The 26,631-nt window shown below is 54.8% G+C and carries 25 protein-coding genes; 12 read left to right on the forward strand and 13 right to left on the reverse strand.

Translation table 11 applies throughout. The features are described 5' to 3' along the window. Positions 1–73: 73 nt before the first annotated feature. The gene (locus H8699_RS07535; RefSeq protein ID WP_249285151.1) at positions 74–904 is read right to left on the reverse strand and encodes a JAB domain-containing protein; all 831 of its coding nucleotides are present in this window, start codon (positions 902–904) and stop codon (positions 74–76) included. Between the two features lie 224 nt (positions 905–1,128). On the opposite strand from H8699_RS07535, the gene pepV reads away from it, so the two are divergent. Beyond that, complete coding sequence (pepV, locus tag H8699_RS07540) at positions 1,129–2,538, forward strand: dipeptidase PepV (protein ID WP_249285152.1); 1,410 nt, start codon at positions 1,129–1,131, stop codon at positions 2,536–2,538. A gap of 100 nt (positions 2,539–2,638) precedes the next feature. Then, positions 2,639–3,733 carry a redox-regulated ATPase YchF gene (ychF, locus tag H8699_RS07545; RefSeq protein ID WP_249285153.1) on the forward strand — a complete coding sequence of 365 codons (1,095 nt, stop codon included), beginning with the start codon at positions 2,639–2,641 and terminating at the stop codon, positions 3,731–3,733. A 49-nt stretch (positions 3,734–3,782) separates the two neighbouring features. Here ychF and H8699_RS07550 read toward each other — a convergent pair whose 3' ends face one another. From H8699_RS07550 to dnaA, 8 genes are all read right to left on the reverse strand, one after another. Beyond that, on the reverse strand, positions 3,783–4,655 hold the full coding sequence (locus H8699_RS07550; protein WP_249285154.1) for a M15 family metallopeptidase: 873 nt from the start codon (positions 4,653–4,655) through the stop codon (positions 3,783–3,785). Positions 4,656–4,836: 181 nt separating this feature from the next. Next, positions 4,837–7,440 (reverse strand): DNA gyrase subunit A, encoded by a 2,604-nt coding sequence (gyrA, locus tag H8699_RS07555; protein WP_249285155.1) that lies wholly within the window; start codon positions 7,438–7,440, stop codon positions 4,837–4,839. Between the two features lie 28 nt (positions 7,441–7,468). Then, positions 7,469–8,443 carry a DUF4349 domain-containing protein gene (locus tag H8699_RS07560; protein WP_249285156.1) on the reverse strand — a complete coding sequence of 325 codons (975 nt, stop codon included), beginning with the start codon at positions 8,441–8,443 and terminating at the stop codon, positions 7,469–7,471. A gap of 41 nt (positions 8,444–8,484) precedes the next feature. Continuing rightward, positions 8,485–10,422 (reverse strand): DNA topoisomerase (ATP-hydrolyzing) subunit B, encoded by a 1,938-nt coding sequence (gene gyrB, locus H8699_RS07565; RefSeq protein ID WP_249285157.1) that lies wholly within the window; start codon positions 10,420–10,422, stop codon positions 8,485–8,487. 39 nt (positions 10,423–10,461) lie between these two features. Next, entirely contained in the window at positions 10,462–10,731 is a 270-nt protein-coding gene (remB, locus tag H8699_RS07570) for an extracellular matrix regulator RemB (RefSeq protein ID WP_138294761.1), read from the reverse strand. 242 nt (positions 10,732–10,973) lie between these two features. Next, positions 10,974–12,095, reverse strand: a complete 1,122-nt coding sequence (gene recF / locus H8699_RS07575; protein WP_249285158.1) for a DNA replication/repair protein RecF — start codon at positions 12,093–12,095, stop codon at positions 10,974–10,976. 71 nt (positions 12,096–12,166) lie between these two features. Next, positions 12,167–13,267, reverse strand: coding sequence for a DNA polymerase III subunit beta (dnaN, locus tag H8699_RS07580; protein WP_138294759.1), 1,101 nt, complete (start codon positions 13,265–13,267; stop codon positions 12,167–12,169). Between the two features lie 267 nt (positions 13,268–13,534). Further along, on the reverse strand, positions 13,535–14,872 hold the full coding sequence (gene dnaA / locus H8699_RS07585; RefSeq protein ID WP_138294758.1) for a chromosomal replication initiator protein DnaA: 1,338 nt from the start codon (positions 14,870–14,872) through the stop codon (positions 13,535–13,537). A gap of 463 nt (positions 14,873–15,335) precedes the next feature. On the opposite strand from dnaA, the gene rpmH reads away from it, so the two are divergent. The 5 genes from rpmH to jag all read left to right on the forward strand — a co-directional run bounded on the left by rpmH (position 15,336) and on the right by jag (position 17,777). Next, positions 15,336–15,470, forward strand: coding sequence for a 50S ribosomal protein L34 (gene rpmH, locus H8699_RS07590; protein ID WP_138294757.1), 135 nt, complete (start codon positions 15,336–15,338; stop codon positions 15,468–15,470). Between the two features lie 139 nt (positions 15,471–15,609). After that, entirely contained in the window at positions 15,610–16,026 is a 417-nt protein-coding gene (rnpA, locus tag H8699_RS12605; RefSeq protein ID WP_138294756.1) for a ribonuclease P protein component, read from the forward strand. Positions 16,027–16,029: 3 nt separating this feature from the next. Next, positions 16,030–16,239, forward strand: a complete 210-nt coding sequence (gene yidD / locus H8699_RS07600) for a membrane protein insertion efficiency factor YidD (RefSeq protein WP_138294755.1) — start codon at positions 16,030–16,032, stop codon at positions 16,237–16,239. A 26-nt stretch (positions 16,240–16,265) separates the two neighbouring features. Continuing rightward, complete coding sequence (locus H8699_RS07605) at positions 16,266–17,156, forward strand: YidC/Oxa1 family membrane protein insertase (protein ID WP_138294754.1); 891 nt, start codon at positions 16,266–16,268, stop codon at positions 17,154–17,156. A 3-nt stretch (positions 17,157–17,159) separates the two neighbouring features. Beyond that, the gene (gene jag, locus H8699_RS07610; RefSeq protein ID WP_138294753.1) at positions 17,160–17,777 is read left to right on the forward strand and encodes an RNA-binding cell elongation regulator Jag/EloR; all 618 of its coding nucleotides are present in this window, start codon (positions 17,160–17,162) and stop codon (positions 17,775–17,777) included. 131 nt (positions 17,778–17,908) lie between these two features. Here the strand turns inward: jag and H8699_RS07615 are convergent, their stop codons facing one another. Together H8699_RS07615 and H8699_RS07620 are read right to left on the reverse strand one after the other, a co-directional pair. After that, positions 17,909–18,400 (reverse strand): GNAT family N-acetyltransferase, encoded by a 492-nt coding sequence (locus H8699_RS07615; protein ID WP_249285159.1) that lies wholly within the window; start codon positions 18,398–18,400, stop codon positions 17,909–17,911. 169 nt (positions 18,401–18,569) lie between these two features. Next, positions 18,570–20,990, reverse strand: coding sequence for a transglycosylase domain-containing protein (locus tag H8699_RS07620; RefSeq protein WP_249285160.1), 2,421 nt, complete (start codon positions 20,988–20,990; stop codon positions 18,570–18,572). Positions 20,991–21,182: 192 nt separating this feature from the next. Between H8699_RS07620 and H8699_RS07625 the strand changes: the two genes are divergently transcribed. From H8699_RS07625 to H8699_RS07635, 3 genes are read left to right on the forward strand one after another with little or no spacing between them, the layout of a single operon-like run. Beyond that, positions 21,183–21,491, forward strand: coding sequence for an STAS domain-containing protein (locus tag H8699_RS07625; protein ID WP_207670652.1), 309 nt, complete (start codon positions 21,183–21,185; stop codon positions 21,489–21,491). A 16-nt stretch (positions 21,492–21,507) separates the two neighbouring features. Further along, positions 21,508–21,954, forward strand: a complete 447-nt coding sequence (gene spoIIAB, locus H8699_RS07630; protein ID WP_147517416.1) for an anti-sigma F factor — start codon at positions 21,508–21,510, stop codon at positions 21,952–21,954. A 3-nt stretch (positions 21,955–21,957) separates the two neighbouring features. Continuing rightward, positions 21,958–22,704 carry a SigB/SigF/SigG family RNA polymerase sigma factor gene (locus tag H8699_RS07635; RefSeq protein WP_138294747.1) on the forward strand — a complete coding sequence of 249 codons (747 nt, stop codon included), beginning with the start codon at positions 21,958–21,960 and terminating at the stop codon, positions 22,702–22,704. A gap of 51 nt (positions 22,705–22,755) precedes the next feature. On the opposite strand, the gene H8699_RS07640 is transcribed toward H8699_RS07635, so the two are convergent. Next, positions 22,756–23,004, reverse strand: a complete 249-nt coding sequence (locus H8699_RS07640) for a hypothetical protein (protein ID WP_249285161.1) — start codon at positions 23,002–23,004, stop codon at positions 22,756–22,758. A gap of 94 nt (positions 23,005–23,098) precedes the next feature. On the opposite strand from H8699_RS07640, the gene H8699_RS07645 reads away from it, so the two are divergent. Then, positions 23,099–23,335, forward strand: a complete 237-nt coding sequence (locus tag H8699_RS07645; RefSeq protein ID WP_243125601.1) for a helix-turn-helix domain-containing protein — start codon at positions 23,099–23,101, stop codon at positions 23,333–23,335. A 118-nt stretch (positions 23,336–23,453) separates the two neighbouring features. Here the strand turns inward: H8699_RS07645 and H8699_RS07650 are convergent, their stop codons facing one another. Then, a complete protein-coding gene (locus H8699_RS07650) occupies positions 23,454–24,821 on the reverse strand; it encodes a TrpB-like pyridoxal phosphate-dependent enzyme (protein ID WP_249285162.1) in 1,368 nt (455 codons plus the stop codon). 396 nt (positions 24,822–25,217) lie between these two features. Here H8699_RS07650 and H8699_RS07655 point away from each other — a divergent pair, with 396 nt between their 5' ends. Further along, on the forward strand, positions 25,218–26,609 hold the full coding sequence (locus tag H8699_RS07655) for a glycine--tRNA ligase (protein WP_249285163.1): 1,392 nt from the start codon (positions 25,218–25,220) through the stop codon (positions 26,607–26,609). The last annotated feature ends 22 nt before the right edge of the window (positions 26,610–26,631 follow it).

The raw sequence follows: 26,631 nt of genomic DNA on the forward strand, positions 1-26,631 counted from the left end.
TACGCCATCAGGCGCGATCCCCGCCATGGGGGGTAATATACGCTCAGCAGTCCACTTCGGATCATACTTTTCTCTATTCTTCGCCATTGATCTTGCGCAGGATCCGCTGTTTGTCCTGTAACAGGTCCCTCAGTTTTGCCACCTCTTTATCATCTTTACCCTTACCTCCGTCAAACGCCGTTTTGTTAAGAATCTCGTACACTTCGGCGATCTCCTTTGTCTTTTGCGGATCCTTCTCTTTTAAAAGCCCCAAATTTTCAAGTGAAGTTACCCCCTCGTTAGTCACGATCAAGTGATCCAGTAGCCGCACCCCGCCTGCAGAAAGGGTATTCATCACATCATAGGTTACGGCAAGATCGCCGCTGGAGGGGGTCCTGCTCCCACCCGGGTGATTGTGAGCGATAATGACCGATACTGCCCGGTGGCGCATGGCGCCTTCCAACACCTTGCGGGATTGGATGCCTACCTGGTTGGCAATACCGCTGCCCAATATTTCATAGTGGATCAAACGGCTTCGGGTATCCAGATACAGGCTAACACACCGTTCCTCCGGCAGGCCTTTAAGCAATTCATATACAAATAGGCTGGACGAAGTCGAATCCCCCAACAAGGGGCGCTTTTCAAACCGCTCCAGTTCATAGCGCCGCAATACCTGCGGCAGCATCGTCAAAAACACCGCCGCATTCGGGCCGATACCCGGCACCTTTTGCAACTCATCTGCGTTGGCGTCCAGCACGCCCCGCAAAGAACCGAATTGCTCCAGCAGCGCATGGGCTATTTCATTGGTATTCTGTCTGGGGATACAATAGTATAACAAAACCTCGATGATCTCATGTTCTTCAAAATTTTCTATTCCGCCCGAAAGCAGTTTATCCCGCATGCGGTTCCGGTGCCCTTCGTGCACGTGGCCCACCCCTCTTTCGTATCGCTTCCCAATTTTAACGCCTGCATTGCGGCATATGTCTGCCCCGGTCTGCGGCGTATATCTGTATATTCTTTTGTATTATTCTAACATCAACCAAAATTCGATACAAGCTGTCCGTTTTCATAAGGGCCGGTTCATTGACAGGCGCACGCCGGGGAGTCTATACTGAAATCAACAGAAAAATAACCTTTTAGGAGGCGCCTATGGATCGCTTAAATCAATACCTTGAGCAGCACCGCGACCAGATCGTCACCCAGTTGCAGGGGTTGTGCCGCATCCCCTCGGTGGAGGGCCAGCCGCTGCCCGGCAAGCCCTTTGGGCAGGCCTGCGACGATGCGCTGAATTACATGTTGAACCTTTCCTCCAGCCTGGGCTTTAAGACCGGCAATGTGGATGGCTATGCCGGCTGGGCCGAGTATGGCGAAGGGGATGAGACGCTGGGTATCCTCTGCCATTTGGATGTAGTGCCGGAGGGCGAGGGCTGGAGCGTGCCCCCCTATGAGGCCGTGGTAAAGGATGGGCGCGTCTATGCCCGCGGCGCGGATGATAATAAGGGGCCCACCATCGCATCGCTTTACGCCATGAAGGCCGTAATGGAGAGCGGCGCGCGCTTTACCCGCAAGGTGCGCTTTATCTTCGGCATCAACGAGGAAACCGGTTGGAAGGACATGGCTTACTACGCCCAGAAATTGCCCATGCCGGACCTGGGTATCGTGCCGGACGGGGTATTCCCCCTGATCAATACGGAAAAGGGCGTGGTCCATTTCAGCATCAAAAAGGCCTTTGATGAAGATGATGTGCGTGCCTGCCCGGTGATCTCCATCAGCGCGGGTACTGTAGCCAATGTCGTGCCGGAAAAGGCCAGCGCAACCCTGCGCCTGGATGGGATCGATCAAGACCTGTTACGCGCCGCCGCTAAAGCCGTGGCGCAGGATCGCAAGCTGATCGCCACGATGAAAAAGGAAGATGGGGTGCTGCATCTGCTCTTTGAGGGCAAAAGCGCCCACGGCGCCTCTCCAGATGAGGGCAATAACGCCGCAGCCGGCCTGCTTTTGTGCCTGGAAAAAGTGCTGGGACGGGATAGCGTGGCCTCGGCGATCCGTCTACTTTCCGCCCAGGCCATCGATACCGACGGCGCTGGCCTGCAGATCAAGCTGCATGACGATGTTTCGGGCGATCTTACCTGCAACCTGGGCGTTCTGCGCTATGAGAGCGGCGTGCTGGAGGCCATTGTGGATATCCGCTTCCCCATCACCTTTGATGAGGAAAAGGACATCCGGCAGAATATCCTCTCCGCGCTTTCCCCCTGCGGCTTTGAGGTAACTAAACTCCATGGACACGCCCCCTTGCATATGCCCAAGGATCACCCCCTGATCCAAACGCTGCTCAAAGTTTATGAGGAGCAGACCGGTCTTGAGGGGTATACCGTGACTATCGGCGGGGGCACCTATGCCCGTGCGCTGAAAAACGCGGTCGCCTTTGGCTTCAGCCTGCCCGGTAAAGAGGGTGTGGCGCACCAGAAGGACGAATATGTGGAGATCGACAGCCTGCTTTTGGGCGCCCGGGTCTATGCGCACGCCATCGCGGCGCTTGCTACCGACGGTGTAAATTGATTGCATTGCCAAACCCGGGATTAAAGCTTATAATAAATGGAGTGCCTTACCGCTAAGGCACTCCATTTTTGTATAGAACGCAATAAAGGAGTTTTAAACCATGAAACTTGGTATCGTGGGCCTGCCCAACGTGGGCAAGAGCACGCTATTTAACGCCATTACCCGCGCCGGTGCAGAGGCCGCCAACTATCCTTTTTGTACGATCGATCCCAACGTGGGCGTGGTCGCCGTGCCCGATCCCAGGTTAAAGGTATTGGGCGACCTGTATGATACGGAGAAGATCACCCCCGCGGTGATCGAGTTTGTGGATATCGCAGGCCTGGTGCGGGGCGCCAGCCGGGGCGAGGGGCTGGGCAACAAATTCTTAAGCCATATCCGCGAGGTGGACGCCATCGTGCACGTCGTGCGCTGCTTTGAGGACCCCAATGTCGTCCATGTGGATGGCAGCGTCGACCCGCTGCGGGATGTGGAAACCATCCAGCTGGAGCTCATTCTGTCAGACCTTGAGGCCGTTGAAAAGCGCATGGACCGCGCGCGCAAGGCCCTTAAGGGCGATAAATCCCAACAGGGCCTGATCGATTTGCTGGAAAAGCTGAAAAAGGTGCTGGAAGAGGGAAAATCCGCCCGGGTCGCGGATCTTTCAGATGAAGAGCGTGAGATGATGGACGAGCTGTTCCTGCTCTCCTCCAAACCCGTGATCTATGCGGCCAATATTGCCGAAGGCGATGTGGGCAAGGCGATCGATGAGCTGCCCCCCGTCAAGGCGTTGAACGATTATGCCCAGCAGGAGCATAGCGGGCTGATCACGATCTCCGCCCAGATCGAAAGCGAGATCTCCCAGATGGAGGACGATGAAAAGCAGCTGTTCTTAGAGGAACTGGGGCTGAAAGAATCGGGGCTGGATCAGCTGGTCACCGCAGGTTATGCCCTTTTGGGGCTGATCAGCTACCTGACCGCGGGCAAAAAAGAGGTGCGCGCCTGGACCATCACCAAAGGGACCAAAGCGCCGCAGGCTGCCGGGAAGATCCATACGGATTTTGAAAAGGGATTTATCCGCGCCGAGATCGTCAATTACGACGACCTGATCGCCTGTGGATCGATGACCGCCGCCCGCGAAAAGGGCCTGGTCCGCAGCGAGGGCCGCGATTATGTAATGCAGGAGGGGGATGTGGTCCTCTTCCGCTTCAACGTGTGATCTTAAAAAATTTAAATACAAAAAAGGGCGGCTAAAGCCGCCCTTTGCTTTATCCTTTTAGCGCCCTGATATATTCTTCCAGGCAGAGTTTGTTTTCCGTAATGCACCGCGCATGCTCCTTTCCCACATAGCGGATGTGCCAGGGTTCGCTTGCAATGCCGGTGATCTCCTCTTTATCCGGGGGAAAGCGAATGATAAATCCATATTCAGCACAATGCTGTTTGATCCATTTTTCATTCTGGGTGCCTTCAAAATCGTACAAGCTGGTGGTATTGCGGATCATCAGGTCAAAGGCCAATCCGGTCTCGTGCTCGCTTTCTCCCGGCCGGGCCAGCGTCCGGTTGGCCAGCTGTTCCGCCTGCGCTCTGGAATAGCCCTGATTGGTATACTTCTTAATTTCTTCTTTAAACAGCGTCTCCTGCTTTTTATAGCTGCGGTAGGCGCTCTGTACGACGAAATTGTGGAAGCCTGCTTCCTGTGCCGCGGCAAACATCTCGTTTAAGGCCAGCACCGCCTCCCTATTTCCCTGCAGGTTGCTGTAGCCAAGCGCATAGCTGCCGTTTCCATACTCGCGGATGCTGACCAGATCCTGCGCGCCATTCTGGGCCATCTTGCACGTATGATTGACCAAGGTCAGGCAATAAGCCGTTGCCGCCTGCGGATCGGGGCTGATGCCCTGCACCGGCTGCGCCGTCTCCCCACTGCTCTGCGCGGCGTCTGCGCCCTTCGATGTAACATCGTTTGACCGTTGCACGTCATTCTGGGCTGCGGAGGGCTGCTTTTCTCCGCCCGCCAGGGAAGAGAGCATCCACATAAATACCGCACAACACAGTAACGCCATTAACAATACGACCGTGAACCTGCGGATAAACCGCCTGAACCGCTCTATATCCTTGATATTGACTGTCGCACCCTTCTCCATTTTAACGATCCGCCCGCCCTTTCCATTGGTTTGTGAGCCCAGTCTAACCAAAAGTTTGCACCGACAAATCGCAAAGTTATGAACAAGTTGTTAATATTTGTAATAAAGATTTAAAATCTGACAGTATATCATAAAACGCCTGGCAAAATGCCAGGCGTTTTCGTCATACGGCTAATTTATACTAAATTTCCGGGTCTTCTTCTTGAACGTCCAGGGCATCCTCTTGCTCCTGTTGTTCCATAGCGCGCTCTACCAGCCGGTCCAACCCAGAGTCCGAAGTCACATCGGCTATTTCTTCCGTCTGTTCGCGCTGCGCATCTTCTGTCAGCCCATCGGCCGCCTCTTCTTCCTCCAGTTCATCCTCTTTTTCAGTAATGGCTACGCTCACTACCCTGTCATCCTCTCCCAGCCGCATCAGCGTGACGCCCTGCGTCGAACGGCCCTGGGAGTTGATGGTGGCCACATCCATGCGGATCACGATGCCTTCTGCGGTTATAATCATAATATCCTGATCTTGATCTACCAGCCGCAGTGCCGACAGATTACCGGTCTTTTCCGTAATCAGCAGTGTGCGTATCCCGTAACCGCCGCGGCTTTGCAGGCGGTATTCCTCCGTAGGCGTACGCTTGCCAAAGCCCTTTTCAGAGATCACCAGTACCTCTTTATCCAGGTCGAGAATGGCCATATCGATCACTTCGTCCCCTGGCCGCAGGCCGATGGCATGCACGCCGGCAGCGGTGCGTCCCATGGGCCGCACGTCTTTTTCGCTAAAGCGGATGGTCATCCCTTGCCGGGTCGCCACGATGATCTCATCCTCGCCTGTGGAAAGGTGCACCGAGATCAGATCGTCTCCCTCCCGCAGGCCGATGGCGGCCAGGCCCGTCTTTCGGATATTGTTAAAGGCTGCGACCTCGCTCTTTTTGATCATGCCGCCCTTGGTGGCCATCACCAGATATTTGAATTCTTCCTCTTTGGGCACCGGCAGGGCTGCGCGAACCTTTTCATCGCCATCCAGTTGCAGCAGGTTGACGATCGCAGTGCCCTTGGCCGTGCGCCCTGCCTCCGGGATCTCATAGGCCTTGAGCTTGAATACCCGCCCGCGCGTGGTGAAGAACAAGATCTCCTGATGGGTGGAGGCGGTAAATACGGTATCCACCACGTCCTCATCGCGGGTTTGCAGGGCCGTAATGCCCTTGCCGCCGCGCCGCTGGCTGCGGTAAGTAGTGGTCGCCAGGCGCTTAACATACCCCAACTGCGTCAGGGTAATGACCATGTCCTTATCCTCAATGAGGTCCTCCAGGTCGATCTCATCGGCCAGCTGGGTGATCTCCGTACGCCGCTCATCCCCATATTTATCGCGCACCACCAGGATCTCCTCCCGGACGATGCCCAGAATCTTGCGTTCATCCCCCAATACATCCAGAAGGTAAGCGATGGTCTTTTGCAGCCCATCGTACTCCTCCATGATGCGGTCGCGCTCCAAGCCGGTCAACCGCTGCAGCCGCATTTCCAGAATCGCCACGGCCTGCACTTCGGATAGGCCGAAATTCTCCATCAATCCCGCGCGTGCATCCTGTGTGGTCTTGCTGGCGCGGATCAGGCGGATCACCGCATCGATATGGTCCAGCGCCGTGATCAGACCCTCGATAATGTGCGCGCGCTTTTGCGCCCGCTCCAGGTCATACTGGCACCGGCGGGTGATCACGTCCTTTTGATGGTCGATATAATGGCCGATGACCGTCTTTAAATTCAGTACCTTGGGCTGCCCATCCACCAGGGCCAGCATGATCACGCCAAAGGTATCCTGCATCTGGGTGTGCTTATAAAGCGTATTGAGTACCACATTGGGGTTTGCATTGGCCTTAAGCTCGATGACGATGCGCATACCGCTGCGGTCGGATTCATCTCGCAGGTCACTGATGCCCTCCACCCGTTTTTCGTGCACCAGTTCTGCGATCTTTTCGATCAACCGTGCCTTATTCACCTGGTAGGGGATCTCCGTCACCACGATGCGGTTACGGTTGTTGTGCATTTGTTCGATCTCCGCCTTGGCCCGGGTCACCACCCGCCCCCGGCCAGTGCGGTAAGCCTCCCGGATACCGCTGGTGCCCATGATGATGCCGCCGGTGGGGAAATCCGGGCCTGGGATATAGCGCATCAGCTCATCTACCGAGATATCCGGATTGTCGATCATGGCGACGACGCCGTCCACCACCTCGCGCAGGTTGTGCGGCGGGATATTGGTGGCCATGCCTACGGCAATACCTCCCGAACCGTTGACCAACAGGCTGGGGAACCGGGCCGGCATCACGGCGGGCTGCATCAACGTCTCATCGAAGTTGGGCACAAAGTCCACCGTATTTTTATCGATGTCGGCGATCATCTCCATGGTGATTTTGTTCATCCGCGCCTCGGTATAACGCATGGCGGCCGCGCCGTCCCCGTCTACCGAGCCGAAGTTGCCGTGCCCCTCCACCATAGGGTAGCGCATGGAAAAATCCTGCGCCATGCGCACCATGGCATCGTACACCGCCGTATCTCCATGGGGATGGTACTTACCTAACACGTCACCCACGATACGGGCGCTTTTACGGAAGGGCTTATCCGGCGTTAGGCCCAACTCGCTCATGGAATAAAGGATGCGCCGGTGTACGGGCTTGAGCCCGTCGCGTACATCCGGCAGCGCCCGGTTGATGATAACCGCCATCGCATAGGCGATGAACGACTTTTTCATTTCCGATTCGATGCCTATCGGTTTAATTCGGTTCTCGTTTTCCACGCTCATTCACGCTCCAAATCTATTTCGAGAAAAGCTATTGCTGCGTTTCCTCTTTTGTTTCGTCCTCTTTTTGTAGGGCGGCTTCTGCCTTGGCCGTCTTTTTCCGCTTATGCCTGCGCACAAGGTAGATCACCAGCAGCGTGATCCCCCCGGCAACGCCCAGCGGCAAAATCAAATAGCAGATGCCGATCACGATAAAGCCCAGGATATTGACCAGGATCCGCCAAGAATTGTCCAATCCCTTAAGCATCCCATTGCCCAGCTCCTCGCCCGTCATGGCCTGGATACTCTCCTGGTTGGTCTTAACCAACTCCCTGACCGGCTGGATATGGATGTCCAGCGTCGAATCGTCGATCCTGTCGTCTAAATAGCGCTTTTTTCCCTCATATACTTCCAGCTCCTCCTGTACGCCGGAGAGGCTGTCGTTCACCTTCATGATCTCTTCTACCGTCTGGGCTTTTTCCATCAGCCGCAGCAGTTCCTGCTCCTGCTTTTGCAGGTGCTCGATCCTGGCCTCGATATCGTAATACTCCTCGGTGACCTCCTGCGCGTTCTGGCTGGATTGGGTGACCTTGGCCTTATCGCTTAAAGCGGCGCGGAACACATCCATCTGCTCGGTCGGAACCCGCGCGGTGATGTTGGCGTACAACTGCCCGTCGGCGTTCTCATACACATCGCTGCTGGAAACGTAACCGCCATAGCCCTTCAAGGATTCTACGATCTCGTCGTGCAGCTGGCGCACATCCTGCGCCTCCAGGGTGATATCCCCGGTATAGATGATCTTTTGATTCTCGCGCGCCGCCCCCACCGCAGCTGTGGAGGGGACTGCTGCGGAATCTGCGCCCTGTTCTCCATCATAGACGGCGCTCTCGCTTGTATATCCCGTGGCATTATCCCGCAGTCCGCTATCCATAGGTGCGATCGCACTGCATCCCGCGGTCAGCAATACCCCCGCACACAATAACGCTGCAAGACCCGTGCGTTCAAACGTCTTAATCCCAAATTTCATATCGGCCGCCCCCTTTATTTTCAGGTGGTGCCCCCTGGCGGTTAAACGTCCAAGTTAACGACTAGCTTTGCATTCTCTTCGATAAATTCCCGCCGCGGGCCGACGCGCTCACCCATCAGGGTATCGAATATCTCGTCGGCCGAAATGGCGTCTTCCAGAGATACCTGCAGCAAAATGCGCTGATCCGGGTCCATGGTGGTCTCCCAAAGCTGCTCGGGATTCATCTCGCCAAGGCCCTTATAGCGCTGGATGGAGTAGTTTGAATCCCGCCCGATCTCATTGAGGTATGCTTCCAGCGCCTCGTCGGAATAGAGGTACTGCTCGGTCTTTTGCTTGGTCACTTTATAAAGCGGCGGCTGGGCGATGTACACAAAGCCGTTTTCGATCAGCGGGCGCATATAGCGGTAGAAGAAGGTCAGCATCAAAATCCGAATATGGCTGCCGTCCACATCCGCATCTGTCATGCAGATGATCTTGTGATACCGCAGCTTTTCAACGTTAAAATCCTCGCTGATGCCTGCGCCAAAGGCGGTTATCATGGCCTTGATCTCGTTATTGGCCAAAATACGGTCCAGCCGTGTCTTTTCCACGTTCAAGATCTTGCCGCGCAGCGGTAAGATGGCCTGAAATTCCCGGTTGCGCCCCTGCTTTGCAGAACCGCCGGCCGAATCCCCCTCAACGATAAAGATCTCACACTTGCTGGCATCGCGCTCAGAGCAATCGGCTAGCTTGCCCGGCAGCGCGTTGGCGCTGTCCAGCACGGTTTTGCGCCGGGTCATCTCCCGCGCCTTCTTGGCAGCTTCGCGCGCGCGCGCCGCCGTCATGCACTTGTCGATGATCGCCCGGGCGACAGTCGGGTTCTCCTCAAGAAAAGTGGAAAGATGCTCGTTCATCACGCTCTCCACCAGGCCCCGCATTTCGCTGTTTCCCAATTTAGTCTTGGTCTGCCCCTCGAACTGCGGCTCCATCAGTTTGACCGAGATGATCGCACAGATCCCCTCGCGGATATCCTCGCCCTGAAGGTTGTTCTCGTTCTCCTTGAGCAGCTTATATTTGCGCGCATAATCGTTGACCACGCGGGTCAACGCGTTTTTAAAGCCCACCAGATGGGTTCCGCCCTCGGTCGTCTCAATATTGTTGGCAAAAGAGAAGATATTCTCCACATACGTATCGTTATACTGCAGCGCGATCTCGCAGCTGGCGGTATCCTTGGTGCCGCTGATATAGACCGGCTCCGGGAATAACGGCTCCTTGTTTTTATTAAGGAACTGTACGAACGATACAATGCCGCCCTCATAATAAAACTCTTTAAACTGCTCCTGCCCATCCCGCTCATCGGTCAGGGTGATGCGTACCCCACGGTTGAGGAAGGCCATCTCCCGCAGGCGCGTTTTTAATACATCATATTGGAATTCCAGGGTATCAAAGATCTCGCCATCCGGCCAGAATGTGATGGTAGACCCCGTCTCCTGCGTTTCGCCGATGATCTCAAGGTCGATATCCGGGTCACCGCGGGTATAGGTCTGGTGATAGATATTGCCGCCTTGGCGCACCTCCACCTCCAACTTGGTGGAAAGCGCGTTGACCACCGACATGCCTACCCCGTGCAGGCCGCCGGATACCTTATATCCATCCCCGCCGAATTTTCCGCCGGCGTGCAAAATGGTCAAACACACCTCTACCGCCGGGCGCCCCATCTTGGGATGGATGCCCACGGGGATCCCGCGCCCATTATCCCGTACCGAAAGCCCCCCGTCTTTAAGGATGGTCACCGCGATGGTATCGCAATATCCTGCCAGAGCCTCGTCGATGGCATTATCCACGATCTCATACACCATATGGTGTAGTCCCCGCGCGCTGGTGGAGCCGATGTACATGCCAGGCCTGCGGCGCACGGCCTCCAGCCCCTCTAATACCTGAATCTGGGATTCATCATAAACATGCTCGCCATGGTTGGGTTGTACGACTTCTTCAGACATAAAATCCTCCTAATTTTGGATGATACAGTTGCTTTTTCTCTAACCATTATCGTTAATGGCGGAAAAACCCGCCCTTTTATACAGTGTCTGCGAGGAGATAGGCGAAGCATAGGCCATCATCCCGCCGCTGCCGCCGGTGATCACATAACTTTTGATCCCCTCCGGGGACACCTGCTCCAAACAGCCCTTTTGCCGCAGCCCCTCTAAAAACCTGCGCGTATGTGCCGAGGCGCCTGCCCCTTCGCCTTCTAAGATCATCATGATTTCCTTATCCGGAATCATTTTATCTCCGCCAATATGAACGATCATGCCGCCATCCCTTCTTTGACAGGATTCTAAGTAAAATCCCAATAACCCCCTGCTTTTGGAGGGGGTTTTTACTTAATAATATAGCCTCCACTATTATACCCTATTTTCGGGATAATTAGAAGGGGTTTGAAGGAAATTGGCGCGCCCCTTTCTGCTTTTGAATGAACGGGCTGCATCGCTCATAACCGCGCCGCGGTGCCATAAAAAAACTGCCCAATGGGCAGTTTTTATTCTCTTTGTTCTTAGATCAGGGTACAGCCGGATACCCCTTCGTGCATCCCCACCTCAAAGACCGCCATTTCCCGCTGTTCCATGTGGGGCAGCTGCCGGTAATTTGTACAGGCGATAAAGGTCTGCACGCCCGAGGTATGTTTGAGCAAGAGCCGCTGGCGTTCGTCGTCCAACTCGCTCATCACATCGTCCAAGAGCAGGATAGGCGCTTCTCCGGTTTCTTCTTCCATCAGGCGCAGTTCCGCCAGCTTCAAAGAAAGGGCGCTGGTGCGCTGCTGCCCCTGCGAACCAAAGGCGCGCACAGCGGTTTCCCCTATCTTCAGCTCCAATTCGTCCCGATGCGGGCCAACCGTCGTCGTAACTCGTCTTAAATCCTCGCTGCGGGCTTTTTGAATGCGGGTATATAATTCATCCTGCAAAGCCTCTACCGTGCCATTTAAGTCCAATTTTGTTTGATATAGCAGCGTCAGGTGCTCCCGGCCGCCTGAAATATCATAATAGATCCGCTGGGCAGCCTGACAAAGCCGCCCCACCCACTCCGCCCTGCGGAAGGCCACCTGCGCGCCATACCGGCTCAACTGCAGATCCCAAAGGTCCAAATCCCCCTGGCCTGCGTTCTTCTTTTCCACCAGCTGACGCAGTAATATATTGCGCTGGCGCAGCGCCCTTTGGTAATTGGACAGGGCATTAAAGTATAGCGGGCTGATCTGGGAAAGGCTGATATCCAAAAAACGCCTTCTCACATCCGGACCATCCTTTACCAACCGCAGATCCTCAGGGCTGAACATGACGCCGTTGAGCACCCCCAGCAGTTCGCCGATACGCGGCAGCTCAGCGCCTCCCACCCAGGCCTTTTTGCGTCCCTTTTCGGATAATTGGAGCTTGATCTGGCTTTTTCCGTTCAGGCGGCTGATCGATGTTACGATCTGCGCGCCTTCGCTGCCAAAGTGGATCAGTTCCCGGTCGCGAGGGGTCCTATGGCTGCGCGCCGTACAGCACAAAAAAATCGCTTCCAAAAGGTTGGTCTTTCCTTTGGCGTTTTCGCCCGAAAAGACCGTTACTTCCTGGTCAAAATCCAGTACAGCCTTTTGATAAGAGCGAAAATCCTGCAGTTCCAGCCGTTCCACCCTCATGGGCCCCTCACCTCCTTCATCCCAAAATTCATACGGAAAAAAGGGCCCCTAAAGGCCCTTTTCATTCATCCTTAATAAATGCGCACCGGCAGCACCAGATAGGAGAATTTATCGCCTTCCACCGGATTGACCACACAAGGGCTGATGTTCGTGGTAAAGTCCAGGTTGATGGTCTCGTCATCCATGATCTTGAGCACGTCGGTAAAGTAACGCGCGTTAAAGGCGATCTCTAAGTCCTGCCCCTCCATGGCGATGGGGATCTCCTCGTATACGTCGCCCATCTCCGAGTTGGAGGTTAAGATCAGCTTGTTTTCGCTGATTTGGAAGCGTACCAGGTTATTTTTCCCTTCCCGTGCCATCAGCGAAGCCCGGTCGATACTGTCGAACAGATCTCGCGCGGCCACCTGCACCCGCGTGTGATGATCGGTAGGCATAATCTGGCGGTATTTGATGAATTCTCCATCCAACAGCCGGGCGATCACCCGGGTATTTTTGATTTCGACCATCACATGCGTATCCTGGGACATGATATGGACATCGTCCCCGTCGTCATCCAGCAACTTACCGATCTCGCTTAGGGATTTGCCGGGGATGACGATCTGCTTTTCCTCACTGGGCGCGCTCAAAGCCTCTTTGCGCAAGGCCAAACGATAACCGTCCAGCGCGACCATGGTCAGGTTGTTCTGCTGAATCTCCAGCAGCGCGCCGGTCAGGATCGGCCGGGTCTCATCGGTAGCCACCGCGAAGATCGTCTGGCGGATCATATCCTTTAACACCGGCTGGGCGATGGTAAAGCTAGAGGCGTCGGATACCTCGGCCAGATCCGGGAAGGTCTCAGGGTCTAATCCCTTCATTTTGGTGCGCGAACCCATACACTGAATGGTCACATTCAGATTATCGTCGATGGTGATATCTACATCTCCATCCGGCAGTTTACGTACGATCTCGGCAAATAACCGCCCGGGTAAGACGACTTTGCCCTCCTCTTCAATATCACAGGCCAAAAAAGTTTGGATGCCCAAAGAAAGATCGGTACAGATCAGCTGCAATCCTTTGGCATCTGCACAAATATAGATACCTTCCAAAACCGGAAGGGTGGATTTTACAGCCATCGCCCTTTGGACGGTGTTGATGCCAAAGATCAATTCTTCTTTTTCGATATGTAGAATCATGTAAGTCCTCCTTTTGCCTTTGCTGTGGAATTTTACCCCTCACCGTGTAGGGAGAGATAATAAATTAAGGCGTAGTCGTTGCCGTAGTGCGTGTGTATATGTGGAAAAGCCCCCAACACCGCTATTTTCTGGGAATAGGTGGGTAGCATAACCTGTTTGTAAGTGGCAAAAGTTATCCCCGCCATTCCCAAAGAAGGTGGATAAGAGGGATTGGTCCTTTTTATCCACACGTTATCCCCTTTGGCAGCTGTGCAGATTGTGGATGGATCATCCTTCCGTAATCTGGCGCTTGAGTTCATTAATAATATTGCGCACCTGCATATCCACCTGCATGGCCCGGGTGATCTTATCGCAGGCGTGGATGACTGTGGTATGATCCCGGCCGCCAAAGGCCTCGCCGATGCGCGGCAGGGAAAGATCGGTCATCTCCCGGCACAGATACATGGCGTATTGCCGGGGCAGGGCGATCTCCTGATTGCGACGCTTGGATAGAAAATCCTCCGGCCGGATAGAGAAATATTCGCCAACCTTGCGCTGGATCAGCTGGGGATTGATGGTCCTTTGCACCTTGTTGGGCAGGATATCCCGCAGCGCCTCTTCGGCCACTTCCACGGTCAATGGCCGGCCGGAAAGGGAGGCGTAGGCCACCACCCGTGTCAGCGACCCCTCTAATTCACGTATATTGGATTCCACCTTGTGGGCGATATGCAAAAGCACATCGTCTTCCACCTGAATATCGTCTACATGCGCCTTTTTGCGCAGGATCGCGATACGCGTTTCAAGATCCGGCGGCTGAATATCCGCGATCAAGCCCCATTCAAAGCGGGAACGCAGCCGCTCCTCTAATGTAGGGATCTCCCGGGGCTGCTTATCGCTGGAGATAATGATCTGCTTATTGGCATCATGCAGGGCATTAAAGGTATGGAAGAATTCCTCCGTTGTGGATTCTTTTCCGGCGATAAACTGGATATCGTCGATGAGCAGCACATCCACGCTGCGATAGCGGCGGCGGAATTCTTCGTTTTTATTGGTCTGTATGGCAGTGATCAGCTCATTGGTGAATTTTTCACTGGTCACGTAAAGAATCTTCATCTCAGGATTCTGCGAGCGGATGTAATGGCCGATGGCGTGCATCAAGTGCGTTTTACCAAGCCCCACACCCCCATAAATGAAAAGCGGATTATAAGCCTGCGCCGGCACCTCGGCAACCGCCAGGGCCGCGGCGTGCGCAAACCGGTTGGAATTGCCGATAACGAATGTATCAAAGGTATATTTGGGGTTGAGCTGGGAAACTTCTTCTTTTTGAACGGCGGGCGCCGGCGCCTGCTCTTTTTTAAGCTCCTGCGCGGCGGCAGCCTCTTCGGGCAATATAAAGGAAATTTCACAGTTTTTGCCGGTGATCTGGCGCACCGCATTCTGGATCAGGAAAGAATAACGGGATTCGAGCATGCCGCGGTTAAAGCCGGAGTGCGTCTCCAAAACCAGGCGATCTTCCTGTAAAGAGATGGGCCGCAGCGGGCGGATCCAGGTGTTAAAGCTGATCTCCGTCAACTCCGGCTTCATCAGTTCAAGGGCTTGCTCCCATATCTTCGTCAGCTGATCCATGCTTTTCCTCCATTACTATGCTCGCTTGCCCCATCGCGGTCTGGGTTGGGGGCAAAAAATCCGGACTGAGTTATCCCCAAGTCAGCCCGGAATGATTTACTATATTTCCGCCCTTTTTACCTTAAAAACCTGTATTAAAGGGCATCCGGTGAAAAATCCACCTATTTATCCACAAGTTTTACACAAACTGTGGACAAAATTATTTCTACAAAAATCTATTCATATCATAACAAACTTAAATCAATCCTTCAAGGGTGAAATCCTCTGGCGCATTTAGCAATATTTAGAGCGTATTACCGGTTTAGATAAACTTCTTTGGCGCAAGTTGACAGGCCCGCGCGCTTTAGATATAATACAACAGTGCCTCTGTCAAGAGGTGAACTATGCCCTTTGAGCGGGTCTGTTGGGTTTTAGACCAAAAGGGCCCGATTCATAAATACCAATTTTAAAGGAGAAATGTAAAATGCTTCAGACTTATCAGCCTAAAAAGCGCCAGCGCTCCAAGGTTCACGGTTTCCGCGCGCGCATGAAAACCAAAAACGGCCGTAACGTATTGGCCCGCCGCCGTGCCCGTGGCCGCAAGAAATTATCGGCTTAATGGGGATTAAAGGATCGATATAGCAGTTTAATGGATATGATGTACGTGCCCTTGGGTGTGTGCGTCATATTTATTAGGTGCGGCTAAATCGGTTCCTGTCGACGAAGAAAGCGGAAAGAAAGCGGCGTAAAGGGTAAAAGTGCAAAAAAAGTATCGCTTAAAAAAGAACCGGGATTTTCAGCGGGTATACCGCAGGGGCAAGTCTTATCCCGCCAAGCATATGGTATTGATCGTACAGCGCGCGCGGGGAGAACAGTTTCTGTGTGGTTTTTCCGTTAGCCGCAAGGTGGGCAACAGCGTAACGCGCAACCGGGTCAAACGTCTGATGCGCGAAAATCTTCGCTTATGCATCCCGGAACTTAAAAAGGGATATTGCCTTGTGTTTATCGCAAGAAATACCGCTGCCGGCGCAACCTATAGTGAGCTGGGGCGGTCCATGCGATACTTATTGCATAAGGCTGCATTGTTTTTAACGGATGGCCCGGATACGGGAAACGGCGCACGGCGCCATAAGCGCGGGCCGGAGAGGCCCCAAAAAGCGCCGGATAGAGGCTAACTGATGACAAAGTTATTAGAGGCGATGGTGAGGGGGTACCGTAAATACATTTCTCCCTGCTTTCCGCCCAGTTGCCGGTTTTATCCTACCTGCTCAGAATATGCGCTGCAGGCGCTGAAAAAGTATTCCTGGCCGCGGGCGCTTTGGCTGATCGTCAAGCGCATCGCCCGTTGCAATCCGCTTTTCCCAGGGGGGTACGATCCGCTACCCTGATAGGACGCATGTAGGAGGATACTTGATTGGACTTAGGTTTGACGCCGGTATTGATGCCGGCCCTGGAGTGGATTAACGGGATCGTTCAAAATTACGGTATTACCGTTATCATCTTCACGATATTTATTAAATTGCTGACGCTGCCGCTGGATTTAAAACAGCGCAAGACTTCGCGCCGCATGAGCGCGATACAGCCCAAGATCGCTAAATTGCAACAAAAGTACGCCAATGATAAGGACAAGCTGGGGCAAAAGATGGTGGAACTCTACCGGCAAGAAGGGGTCAGCCCCTTTTCCGGATGTTTGCCGCTGCTGATCTCGCTGCCCATCCTGATGATCATGCTGGGCGTACTGCGCAATTACGGCGACCAGATGATGCTGAATATGTACCATTACATTGAGGAGGGGAACTTTGAAGCGTTCTCCACCCTGATGAACCAATCGAAATTCTTATGGATCCAAAACGTATGGCAGCCGGATTCCCTGTTCGGCGCGTCTAATACCATCTTGCCTTCGGCCGAGACCTTTGCCAGGCTGCTGGGAACTACGGAGCCCGAACAGATACAGGCCATCAGCGATGTGCTGCTTAGCGGCACCGGGCAGATGGGCGAGCTGTTGGCCTCGTACGAAACGCAGATGAACGGGCTTTTCATCCTGCCGATCATCGCCGGCGGTACTCAGTTTATCCAGGCGAAATTCCTGATGCCGCAGATGCCTTCGACGGATTCCAGCTCGAAAGGCTCCAGTGCCATGATGCTGTACTTTATGCCCATCATGTCCATCTGGATCTGCTCGAGTTCAACGTCGGCGTTCTCGCTGTACTGGGTATTTAGCAACCTGTTCTCTATGACGCAGATGCTGATCACCAACAAGATTTACGATGGCAAGTTTATCGTCCGTCAAACCAAGGGGGGTTAATGCATGAGATCGCAAGAAGCTACGGGACGTACAGTAGACGAAGCGGTGGAGCAAGTACTTTCTGAATGGACATTGCCGCGCAGCGCTGTAGAAATTGAAGTATTGGAAGAGCCGGCTAAGGGCCTGTTCGGCCTGATCGGCAACAAGCCGGCCCGCGTGCGGGTGACCGAAAAGAACACGCCCGAGCGCGCCGCTGTAGAATTCATCAAGGAGATGACCTCCCGGATGAATGTCAATGCCCAGGTAACGGCGGTGGAAAAAGATGGCACGCTGGCTGTGGATATCGAAGGCGATGGGATGGGTATCCTGATCGGCCATCGGGGAGAAACGCTGAACGCCATTCAGTATCTGACCAGTTTAGTGGTCAATAAGGATAGCAAAGAGTATATCCGCGTAACGGTGGACACCGAGAATTACCGCGCCAAGCGGGAACAGACGCTTAAAGAGCTGGCGGAGAAAATGGCCTCCAAGGCTCGCCGGACCGGCCGGCGCGTCGTCCTTGAGCCGATGAACCCCTATGAGCGGCGGATTCTGCACGCGGCGCTTCAGGGCAACGCATATGTGACGACCCGCAGCGAGGGAGAAGAACCCAACCGCCGGGTGGTTATCGAACTAAAATAAAGCGTTTACATTAAAGCCGCGCTGATACATCATCAGCGCGGCTTTTTGTATTAAAAAAATAGGTTGGGGTTAGAAAATATGAAACAGAGTTCGCTGCCGATGCGGAAAAGCAGCTATACCGTGGCCCGATCCTATAGCGTGATATAATGCGGAACGATATCCTCATAATGCCCGTCTTTCATCAAAAATCCGCCCGGGATGGTGCCCAAGGGCGTAAAACCTAATTTTTGATAGAGATGCAATGCGGAAGCATTGCTTTTGACGACGGCATTGAACTGCAAGATCCTAAAGCCCAACGCCTTGCCCTTGGCCATGCAATGGCGCACCAGTTTTTCGCCGATATGCTGGCCGCGCAGCCCCTCTTTTACGGCATAGCTGGCATTGCAGATATGCCCGCAGCGGCCCACATTATTGGGATGGAGGATATAAAGTCCAACGACTTCCCCGGTCTTTCCGTCCTGCGCGATGCCGGTAAAGGATTGGCCGGCAAAAAAGGCGGCGCCGCTCTGCTCCGTCAGCGTTTCCATCTGGGGGAAGGCGACGCCCGCCTCGACCACCTGGTTCCAGATTAAAATCGCGGCGGAAGTATCCGCGGCGGTATATGCCCGTATAGTAATTTCCATTAGCGCTCCATGTCCTTTCTTTACTTCAAACCTTACGAAAAATAACTTCATTATTTTTTATTGTAGAAGGCAAAAAAAGAGAAGTCAACAAAATGCAAAAAACGCGTTTATTAAAACGCGCTTTTTGTGAATATTTTCCAGTCCCTTGGGGAATCCTGTCGATAAAGCGTCAGTCCTCGGGAAAGATGGGCGCAAGTGGATCTGGAGGCGATGGCGAGGGCGAAGGCGTGACCTCCGGCGTGGGAGAAGGCGACGCGCTTGGGATCGCATCAGCACTGGGGCTGGGAGAGGGCTCCATCTCGCCGCCGATGGTAACCGTAGCTGAGGGCGGGCCGCTTTTCCCCTCCCGCTCGGGCACGACATAATACCCAGTGGGGCCGATGATGCTGAGCGTATCGTTATAGGATAGCATCTGCCCGGCGCTGCCCGAGAGCGAGCCGATCTCGATAGCCTCCTGCCCTTCGGAGCGGCGGTAGATCCGGTAGCGCACATCCGCTTCCAGGGCCGTAAACTTGAGCAGTACCCGCCCGGGTTCAAGCGCAGTCGCAGTCAGATCGGTCGGCGCTTTCGGGGCCACAGCTTCAGCTTTGCGGGTGGGCACCTTATGTGCGGGGAAATACTCCGTGAGGGTGCGGGCGGAGGAGGATGCGGGCAGCAGAACCTGCTGGTATTTTTCCAGGGCATCCGCGTCGATCTCCACCTTGACCAACCCATCGGGCATTTCAAACGCCGGGCCGTTCCCATCCGGATAGAGGGATTGAAATACTTTTAATAAAAAGGGAGAGATCGCCTTTCCGCCTGTGAGGGAGGCGGGCATGGTGTGCTGGGCGTCTACTACATCGTATCCCATCCAGCCTACGGCGACGTACTCGGCGTTATAGGCTGCCATCCAAGCATCGCGGATGGTCCCATCGCCAAAGCCGACGGTGCCGGTCTTGGCGCTTAAGGGTACGCCCGCTTTTTGCAGTTGTTTGCCCGTACCGTCCGTCACGGTAGAGTGCATCATATCGCTGAGCAAAAAGGCGCTTTGGGTGGAAAGGACCGTAGTGGATGCGGAGGGCTTTTCATATATGGTAGCGCCGGTGCTATCCTGTATGCTCAAGATAAAGCCGGTATCCACCAGTTGGCCCTGCCGGGCAAAGGGGATATAAGCGTGGGCCAGCTGTAATGGGGTCACGCCAGTTGTCAACCCGCCCAGGGCGCTGGAGAGGGTGGCGTCCGCATCGGGCAGGTCGATCCCCAGGGAGCGGGCGTAGCTGAGGCCCGTATCGATGCCGATCTCCTGTAGGGTGCGCACGGCGGGCAGGTTGAGCGAGTTGGCGATGGCAAAGCGCATGGGCACCAGTCCATAGTATTTATCCCCGAAATTTTTGGGCGCGTAGCCGTTAAAATCGCCGGGCGAATCGTCTACGATACGGGTGGGAAGGTAGCCAAACTGCTCGACGGCCGGGGCGTAAACAAAGATGGGTTTGAAAGTAGAACCGGGCTGGCGGGGCTGCTGCGTCGCCCGGTTCAGGGCCAGCTGGGTATCATGGCTGCGCCCGCCGGCTACCGCGGCTACGGCGCCATCCTGCGCGCGTACTACGACCAACGCACCCTGGGGCTTGATCCCATCTTCTGCCGCCTCGGGGAAGAGGCTGTCGTCGGCCAGCAGCGCTTCACAGGTGGCCTGCAATTCGGTATCCAGCGCAGTATGGATGCGGTAACCGCCCGAAAGCAGTTCCTCTGAAGAGATGCCCAGGATGCCGGTAGCCTCCCGGATGACCTCATCCACGTAAAAACCATAAGGATAGCTGGCGTCGTTCTCATGCTCGTGCAGATCGACCGGCTCAGCGCTGGCCGCGTCGGCCTGCGCCTGATCGATAAAGCCATAATCTGCCATCAGGCCAAGGATCAGATTGCGCCGTTCGGTAGATTTTTCCAGGTTCAAATGCGGGGCATAATTGCTGGGGCTTTTGACAATACCGGCCAAAAGCGCCCCTTCGGAGAGGGTAAGCGCGCTGGCAGGCTTATCAAAATAGCGGTAGGCGGCTGCCTCGATGCCATAAGCGCCGCCGCCGAAGTAGACAAAGTTGAGGTACATCTCAAAGATCTCGTCCTTGGAATAGCGCCGCTCCAGCTCCATGGCCAGCACGGCCTCCTGCGCCTTGCGGGCAAAGGTCTTTTCCCGGCTGAGGTGGCTGAGCTTGATCAGCTGCTGGGTCAGGGTAGAGGCGCCCTGGTCCAGCGAGCCGGATTTGATATCCGCCCAGAGCGCGCCGAAGATGCGCTTGATATCGATCCCCTTATGATCGTAAAAGCGCACGTCCTCCGCGGCTAAAAAGGCATTGCGTACGTGCTGGGGCACCTCGGACAAGGGTATTTTTACACGGTTCTCAGCGCCGTGCAGAGAGGTGACCATGGTTCCATCTTCATCATAGACCAGGGTGGTCTGCTGGAGGTTCTCAAGTTTGGTCACATCCAGATCGCCCCAGGAGCCGACATCCAGCGCAAACCACGCCCAAACGCCGCCAATGATGAAAATCAGCGCCAGACTGAGCAGTACATAAGGCCACCTTCTTTTGCGGCGGTTTTTGGATGGGGCAGACATGGAAAAAGACCTCCTTTTGGTGGATATAACACGTTACTAATCTGCCCAGGAAGCAAGGATTCTATCACACTGGCGGTAAAAAGATCAGAGATGGCAAAATTCGATGAAAAGAGAGAAGAACGCCGCCGTTTCACCAAAGGGTTTTGGGGCGCGCAAATGGAATTAAACGGGACACAAAAGGGAGGCATGTATATGATCATAGCACACCGCTATAACGGCAAGACCCTGGAAGTCACGCTGCAGGGCGAGCTGGATCACCATACCGCAGTGGAAACGCGGGAGCGGCTGGACGCGCTGTTGGCGGGCCGAAATGTACAAAACGTGATTTTGGATCTGAGTAAATTGACCTTTATGGATTCCTCCGGCATCGGCGTTTTGATCGGCCGGTATAAGCTGGTACACCGGAAAGGCGGACATATGGCCGTGCGGGGCGTGCCATCACAGGTGGACCGGGTATTGGAGCTGTCGGGCGTGTACCAGATCATCGACAAAGTGAACTAAAGGGGATGAAGGGATTATGCAGATAAAAAATGAAATGCGGCTGGATTTTGCCAGCCTTTCAGAAAACGAGGCGTTCGCCCGGGTTGTGGTGGCAGCCTTTGCAGCCCAACTCAACCCTACGATCGAAGAACTGGCGGATGTGAAGACCGCGGTAAGCGAGGCGGTGACCAACGCCATCATCCATGGTTATGAGAACGGCCCCGGCACCATACACTTAAGCGCCCTGCTGTTTGAGGACGGCATCAAGATCGAGATCGAAGATGACGGGCGGGGCATAGCGGATGTGGAGCAGGCCCGCATGCCCTTTTATACCTCTAAACCCGAACTGGAGCGCAGCGGCATGGGCTTTACCGTGATGGAGAATTTTATGGACGAGGTAGAGGTGCATTCCCTGCCGGGAAAAGGAACCCGCATCGTCATGCTGCGCCGCTTCGAGGCGCGTGACCCCATCGTACAGGTGTAGGCTATGGGTGCGGGACGGGCGCCCGATCTGAAGCAGACCCGCGCGTGGATCGCCCAGGCACGCGCGGGCGACAGCGCGGCCATGGAGGCGCTGGCCGAGGCCCACGCCAGGTTGGTAGCCAGCGTGGCCAAGCGCTTTATCGGGCGGGGCGCCGAATACGAGGATCTATATCAGGTAGGCTGTGTGGGCCTGGTCAAGGCGATCAAACGTTTTGACCTGAATTTTGACGTGCAGTTTTCCACCTATGCGGTACCGCTGATCATGGGGGAGATCAAGCGCTTTTTGCGGGACGATGGGCAGGTCAAAGTCAGCCGGGGGCTTAAGGAAAACGCGCAAAAACTCCGGCTGCTGGAACAGCGCCTGGCAAGCGAATGGGGGCGCAACCCCACCATTGCGGAGCTGGCGAGCGAAAGCGGGATGGATCAGGGCGATGTGATCCTGGCGCTGGACGCGGCGCGCCCAGTGGCCTCGCTGGATGAAGAGCAGGAACTGGGCAAGGATGGACAGTCCCAAGCCCGTATCGACCGCATCGCCGACGAGCGGGCGGATGGCGAGCATACGGTGGACCGCATCTGGTTGCAGGAATTGTTAGAGCAGCTGGAGCCAAGGGAGCGCAAGCTGATCTTTCTGCGCTATTTTGAGGAGAAGACGCAGGCGGAAACCGGGTTGATCCTGGGCGTATCGCAGGTGCAGGTCTCCCGTATGGAGGGACGCATCCTGCGCAAGATGCGCCTGGCAGACAGCGGATAGTAGGGCGCTTAGGCGGACTGAATACCACGGAGAGGCTGCCGCATAGTGCGACTATCCAAAGTCGTGGCGCATCCCGCCGTCGCTGCCCAGTTTTTCAAAGATGGCGACGATCTTTTCGATTCTTTGAAAACAGGTTTCATCGTCAAGCGCAGGATCATCCAGAACACTGCGGATCTCCCGCAGGGCGGTCAAACATCGCATTTCGACCAGAGCATTTAAATCGTCCTGAAGTGAGGGAAAGGTAATGTGAATTTCCTGCTGCGCTAAAATGTTGATGAGGATTTCTTTGTATAAATCCAATGTAAACACCCCATCCTTATCATACCATCATTGCTAACTTATAGCAAGCAATATGTTGCTAATTTTCAGTTAGCATGAAGGCATGGGAGAATATGTGGGAAATTATACGCGATATTACAATATCATCGGCGAGAACATAGCCTATTACCGAAAGAAAAAGCATTTGACGCAGGAAGGCCTTGCGCTGAAGGCTAATATTTCGAGAGTACATATCAGCCATATTGAGGCTAAAAATGTACATAAAGCGCCGTCGCTGGATATTCTATTTAGGCTTTGTGATATTCTGGATATTGAGCCATATCAGCTGTTTAAAGAGCGGGAAGATATGTGACACCGGGATACTTCGCACTGTTAAAAGCGGGAAGTAAGCGTAAGCCCGAAAGAAAAGGAGCGCTTGTTAAAAAAGCACCTTCCAATGGAAGGTGCTTTTTCTTATCAATCGAATATCCTTACAGCTCGGGAACGGTTTTGAGTCCCTCGGCCAGCATTTCATCGGTGTATTCTGCATCCACGATCTTGCCGTGATTGTAATTATCGTAGGCCGCCAGGTCCAGATAGCCGTTGCCGCTTAAGTTAAAGAGGATGACCTTTTCCTCCCCGGTCTCCTTGCACTTTAAGGCCTCCTGGATAGCCACGGCGATGGCGTGGGAGCTCTCCGGGGCCGGCAGCAGCGCCTCGTGCTTGGCGAACAGCTTGGCCGCGGCGAATACTTCGCTTTGGGAAACCGAGGTGGCTTCCATCAGCCCGTCCTCGTGCAGCTTGCTGATGATGGGCGAGCAGCCGTGATACCGCAATCCGCCGGCGTGGATGCCACTGGGCACGAAGTCGTGGCCCAGGGTATACATCTTCATCAGCGGCGTAAAGCCGGAGGCGTCTCCAAAGTCGTAAGCTAATTTGCCCTTGGTCAGGCTGGGGCAGGCCGCAGGTTCCACGCCGATAATGCGGATATCCTGATGGTTTACGATCTTATCCCGCATAAAGGGGAAAGCGATACCGCCCAGGTTGGAACCGCCGCCACAGCAGCCGATGACGATATCGGGATACTCGTCGGCGATCTCAAACTGCTTTTGCGCCTCAAGGCCGATAATGGTCTGGTGCAGCAATACGTGGTTGAGCACGCTGCCCAGGGCATAGTTGGTATCGCTGCGCCCGGCCGCTACCTCCACCGCCTCGGCGATGGCGATGGCCAGCGAGCCGCGGGAATCGGGATGCTCGCGCAGGATGCGCCGGCCGCTCTCGGTAGAGGGGCTGGGGCTGGGGATGACCGAGCCGCCGTAGGTCTCCATAATTACCCGACGGTAGGGTTTTTGATCGTAGCTTACCCGCACCATATAGACTTCGCAGGCCATATCGTAAAAGCCGCAGGCGATGGAAAGGGCGGTACCCCACTGGCCGGCGCCGGTCTCCGTAGTCAACTTTTTGATGCCGGCGATCTTATTATAATAGGCTTGCGGTACCGCGCTGTTGAGCTTGTGGCTGCCCGAGGCGTTATTCCCCTCGTACTTATAATAAATGTGCGCAGGGGTACCCAGCGCTTCTTCCAGACAATAGGCGCGGATCAGCGGGGAGGGCCGCATCAACTTGTACATCTTCATCACTTCATCGGGAATGTCGATATACCGTTCCAGCGTCATCTCTTGCTCGATCAGATCCTTGGGGAAAATCGCTTCAAAATCGGCCCCGGAGGCGGGTTTATGCGTAGAAGGATTGAGCGGCGGCGCCACGGGATTGGGCATATCCGCCTGCATATTATACCAGGCTTTGGGCAGCTGGTCTTCAGTTAAATAAATGCGTCCGGGAACCTTCTTTTTAGACATGTGAAAAACTCCTCTCAAACTCGTCTCATTTGCCATTATGCCCGTGCCTTCCGGGCATCTCCGGCCGTTTTATTATAAAGGATGTGGGCACAAAAATGCAAGTTTTTCCGCTGCGCTCTTGACAACTACCCAAAATCCGCTATGATAAGAAGAAGAAATATCGCGCGGCGATGGAGTTAAAGTGGCAAGCGCTAAACTGCTTTTTAGCGAGCCGGGGTGAGTGGAAGCCCGGCGGGCAGGCGGCCACGGGCGCCTCCGGAGCGCGGCCCGTTTGAAAAGAGGGCGCTTATAAAGCAGGCGCCAAAAAGGGTGGAACCGCGGAAGGATAGCTTTCGTCCCTTGGTTTAGGGGATGAAGGCGTTTTTTTATGGCTTTTTATAAAGGAGGAGTATGGATATGGCAAAGGCAGTATCCCAAATGGAAAAACTGGTGGCGCTGTGCAAAGGGCGCGGCTTTATCTTCCCGGGCTCGGAGATCTACGGCGGCCTGGCCAACACCTGGGATTACGGCCCGCTGGGGTGCGAGCTGAAAAACAACGTGCGGGACGCCTGGTGGCAGAAATTTGTGCGCGAAACGCCGATGAACGTGGGATTGAACGCGGCGATTTTGATGAATCCGCAGACCTGGGTGGCCTCGGGTCACGTGGGCGGTTTCTCCGACCCGCTGATGGATTGCAAAGCCTGTAAAGCGCGCTTCCGCGCCGACAAGCTGGTGGAGGACTATCTGGCCGAAAAGGGCGAGGAGCTGCATATCGAGGGCTGGGATAATGCGCAGCTGGAGCAGTTCATTGCCGAGCGGGGCATCGTCTGCCCGGAGTGCGGCAAGGCGGATTTTACCCCTATCCGCAAGTTTAATTTGATGTTTAAGACCTTTCAAGGCGTGACGGAGGATGCGAAAAACGAGATCTACCTGCGCCCGGAGACTGCGCAGGGCATCTTCGTGAACTTTAAAAACGTACAGCGCACCACCCGCAAAAAGGTGCCGTTTGGCATCTGCCAGGTGGGTAAGTCCTTCCGCAACGAGATCACGCCGGGCAACTTCACCTTCCGCACCCGGGAGTTTGAGCAGATGGAGCTGGAGTTCTTCTGCAAACCGGGGGAGGATATGGAGTGGTTCAACTACTGGGTGGATTTCTGCCGCAAATGGCTGCTCTCCCTGGGCATTAAAGAGGAGAACCTGCGCATGCGCGCCCACGACCCCGAGGAGTTGAGCCACTACAGCAAGGCCACTACGGACTTTGAGTTCCTCTTCCCCTTTGGCTGGGGCGAGCTGTGGGGCGTGGCCGACCGGACGGACTTCGACTTAAAGCAGCATGCCCAGCACTCCGGGGAGAACTTTGAGTATCAGGACCCGGTGACCAATGAGAAATATATCCCCTACTGCGTAGAGCCTTCTTTGGGACTGGACCGCGTGGTGCTGGCTTTCTTAAGCAACGCCTACGAGGAGGAGCAGCTGGAGGGCGGCGATGTGCGCACGGTGATGCACTTCCACCCGGCCATTGCGCCCTTTAAGGCGGCGGTGCTGCCCCTGCAAAAGAAGCTGGGCGAGAGCGCACAGGCCCTGCAGGCCAAATTGGCCAAACGCTTTGCGGTGGATTATGACGACGCCGGCTCCATCGGCAAGCGCTACCGCCGCCAGGACGAGGCGGGAACGCCGTTCTGCATCACGGTGGACTTTGATACCGCGCAGGACAATTGCGTGACCGTGCGCGACCGCGATACCATGGAGCAGGTGCGCATGCCCATGGATGAGCTGGAGGCTTATCTGGACCAAAAGTGCGCATTTTAGGTTAATAGGTACTTAAAAGGGG

The organism is Luoshenia tenuis (assembly GCF_014384745.1).
In the GTDB taxonomy this organism is placed as follows: domain Bacteria; phylum Bacillota; class Clostridia; order Christensenellales.

Coding starts and splice junctions, on each gene's coding strand:
- pepV (WP_249285152.1), top strand. CDS start 1,129: ATGGATCGCTTAAATCAATACCTTGAGCAGCACCGCGACCAGATCGTC.
- ychF (WP_249285153.1), top strand. CDS start 2,639: ATGAAACTTGGTATCGTGGGCCTGCCCAACGTGGGCAAGAGCACGCTA.
- H8699_RS07550 (WP_249285154.1), bottom strand. CDS start 4,655: ATGGAGAAGGGTGCGACAGTCAATATCAAGGATATAGAGCGGTTCAGG.
- gyrA (WP_249285155.1), bottom strand. CDS start 7,440: ATGAGCGTGGAAAACGAGAACCGAATTAAACCGATAGGCATCGAATCG.
- H8699_RS07560 (WP_249285156.1), bottom strand. CDS start 8,443: ATGAAATTTGGGATTAAGACGTTTGAACGCACGGGTCTTGCAGCGTTA.
- gyrB (WP_249285157.1), bottom strand. CDS start 10,422: ATGTCTGAAGAAGTCGTACAACCCAACCATGGCGAGCATGTTTATGAT.
- remB (WP_138294761.1), bottom strand. CDS start 10,731: ATGATCGTTCATATTGGCGGAGATAAAATGATTCCGGATAAGGAAATC.
- recF (WP_249285158.1), bottom strand. CDS start 12,095: ATGAGGGTGGAACGGCTGGAACTGCAGGATTTTCGCTCTTATCAAAAG.
- dnaN (WP_138294759.1), bottom strand. CDS start 13,267: ATGATTCTACATATCGAAAAAGAAGAATTGATCTTTGGCATCAACACC.
- dnaA (WP_138294758.1), bottom strand. CDS start 14,872: ATGGATCAGCTGACGAAGATATGGGAGCAAGCCCTTGAACTGATGAAG.
- rpmH (WP_138294757.1), top strand. CDS start 15,336: ATGCTTCAGACTTATCAGCCTAAAAAGCGCCAGCGCTCCAAGGTTCAC.
- yidD (WP_138294755.1), top strand. CDS start 16,030: ATGACAAAGTTATTAGAGGCGATGGTGAGGGGGTACCGTAAATACATT.
- jag (WP_138294753.1), top strand. CDS start 17,160: ATGAGATCGCAAGAAGCTACGGGACGTACAGTAGACGAAGCGGTGGAG.
- H8699_RS07615 (WP_249285159.1), bottom strand. CDS start 18,400: ATGGAAATTACTATACGGGCATATACCGCCGCGGATACTTCCGCCGCG.
- H8699_RS07620 (WP_249285160.1), bottom strand. CDS start 20,990: ATGTCTGCCCCATCCAAAAACCGCCGCAAAAGAAGGTGGCCTTATGTA.
- H8699_RS07625 (WP_207670652.1), top strand. CDS start 21,183: ATGATCATAGCACACCGCTATAACGGCAAGACCCTGGAAGTCACGCTG.
- spoIIAB (WP_147517416.1), top strand. CDS start 21,508: ATGCAGATAAAAAATGAAATGCGGCTGGATTTTGCCAGCCTTTCAGAA.
- H8699_RS07635 (WP_138294747.1), top strand. CDS start 21,958: ATGGGTGCGGGACGGGCGCCCGATCTGAAGCAGACCCGCGCGTGGATC.
- H8699_RS07650 (WP_249285162.1), bottom strand. CDS start 24,821: ATGTCTAAAAAGAAGGTTCCCGGACGCATTTATTTAACTGAAGACCAG.
- H8699_RS07655 (WP_249285163.1), top strand. CDS start 25,218: ATGGCAAAGGCAGTATCCCAAATGGAAAAACTGGTGGCGCTGTGCAAA.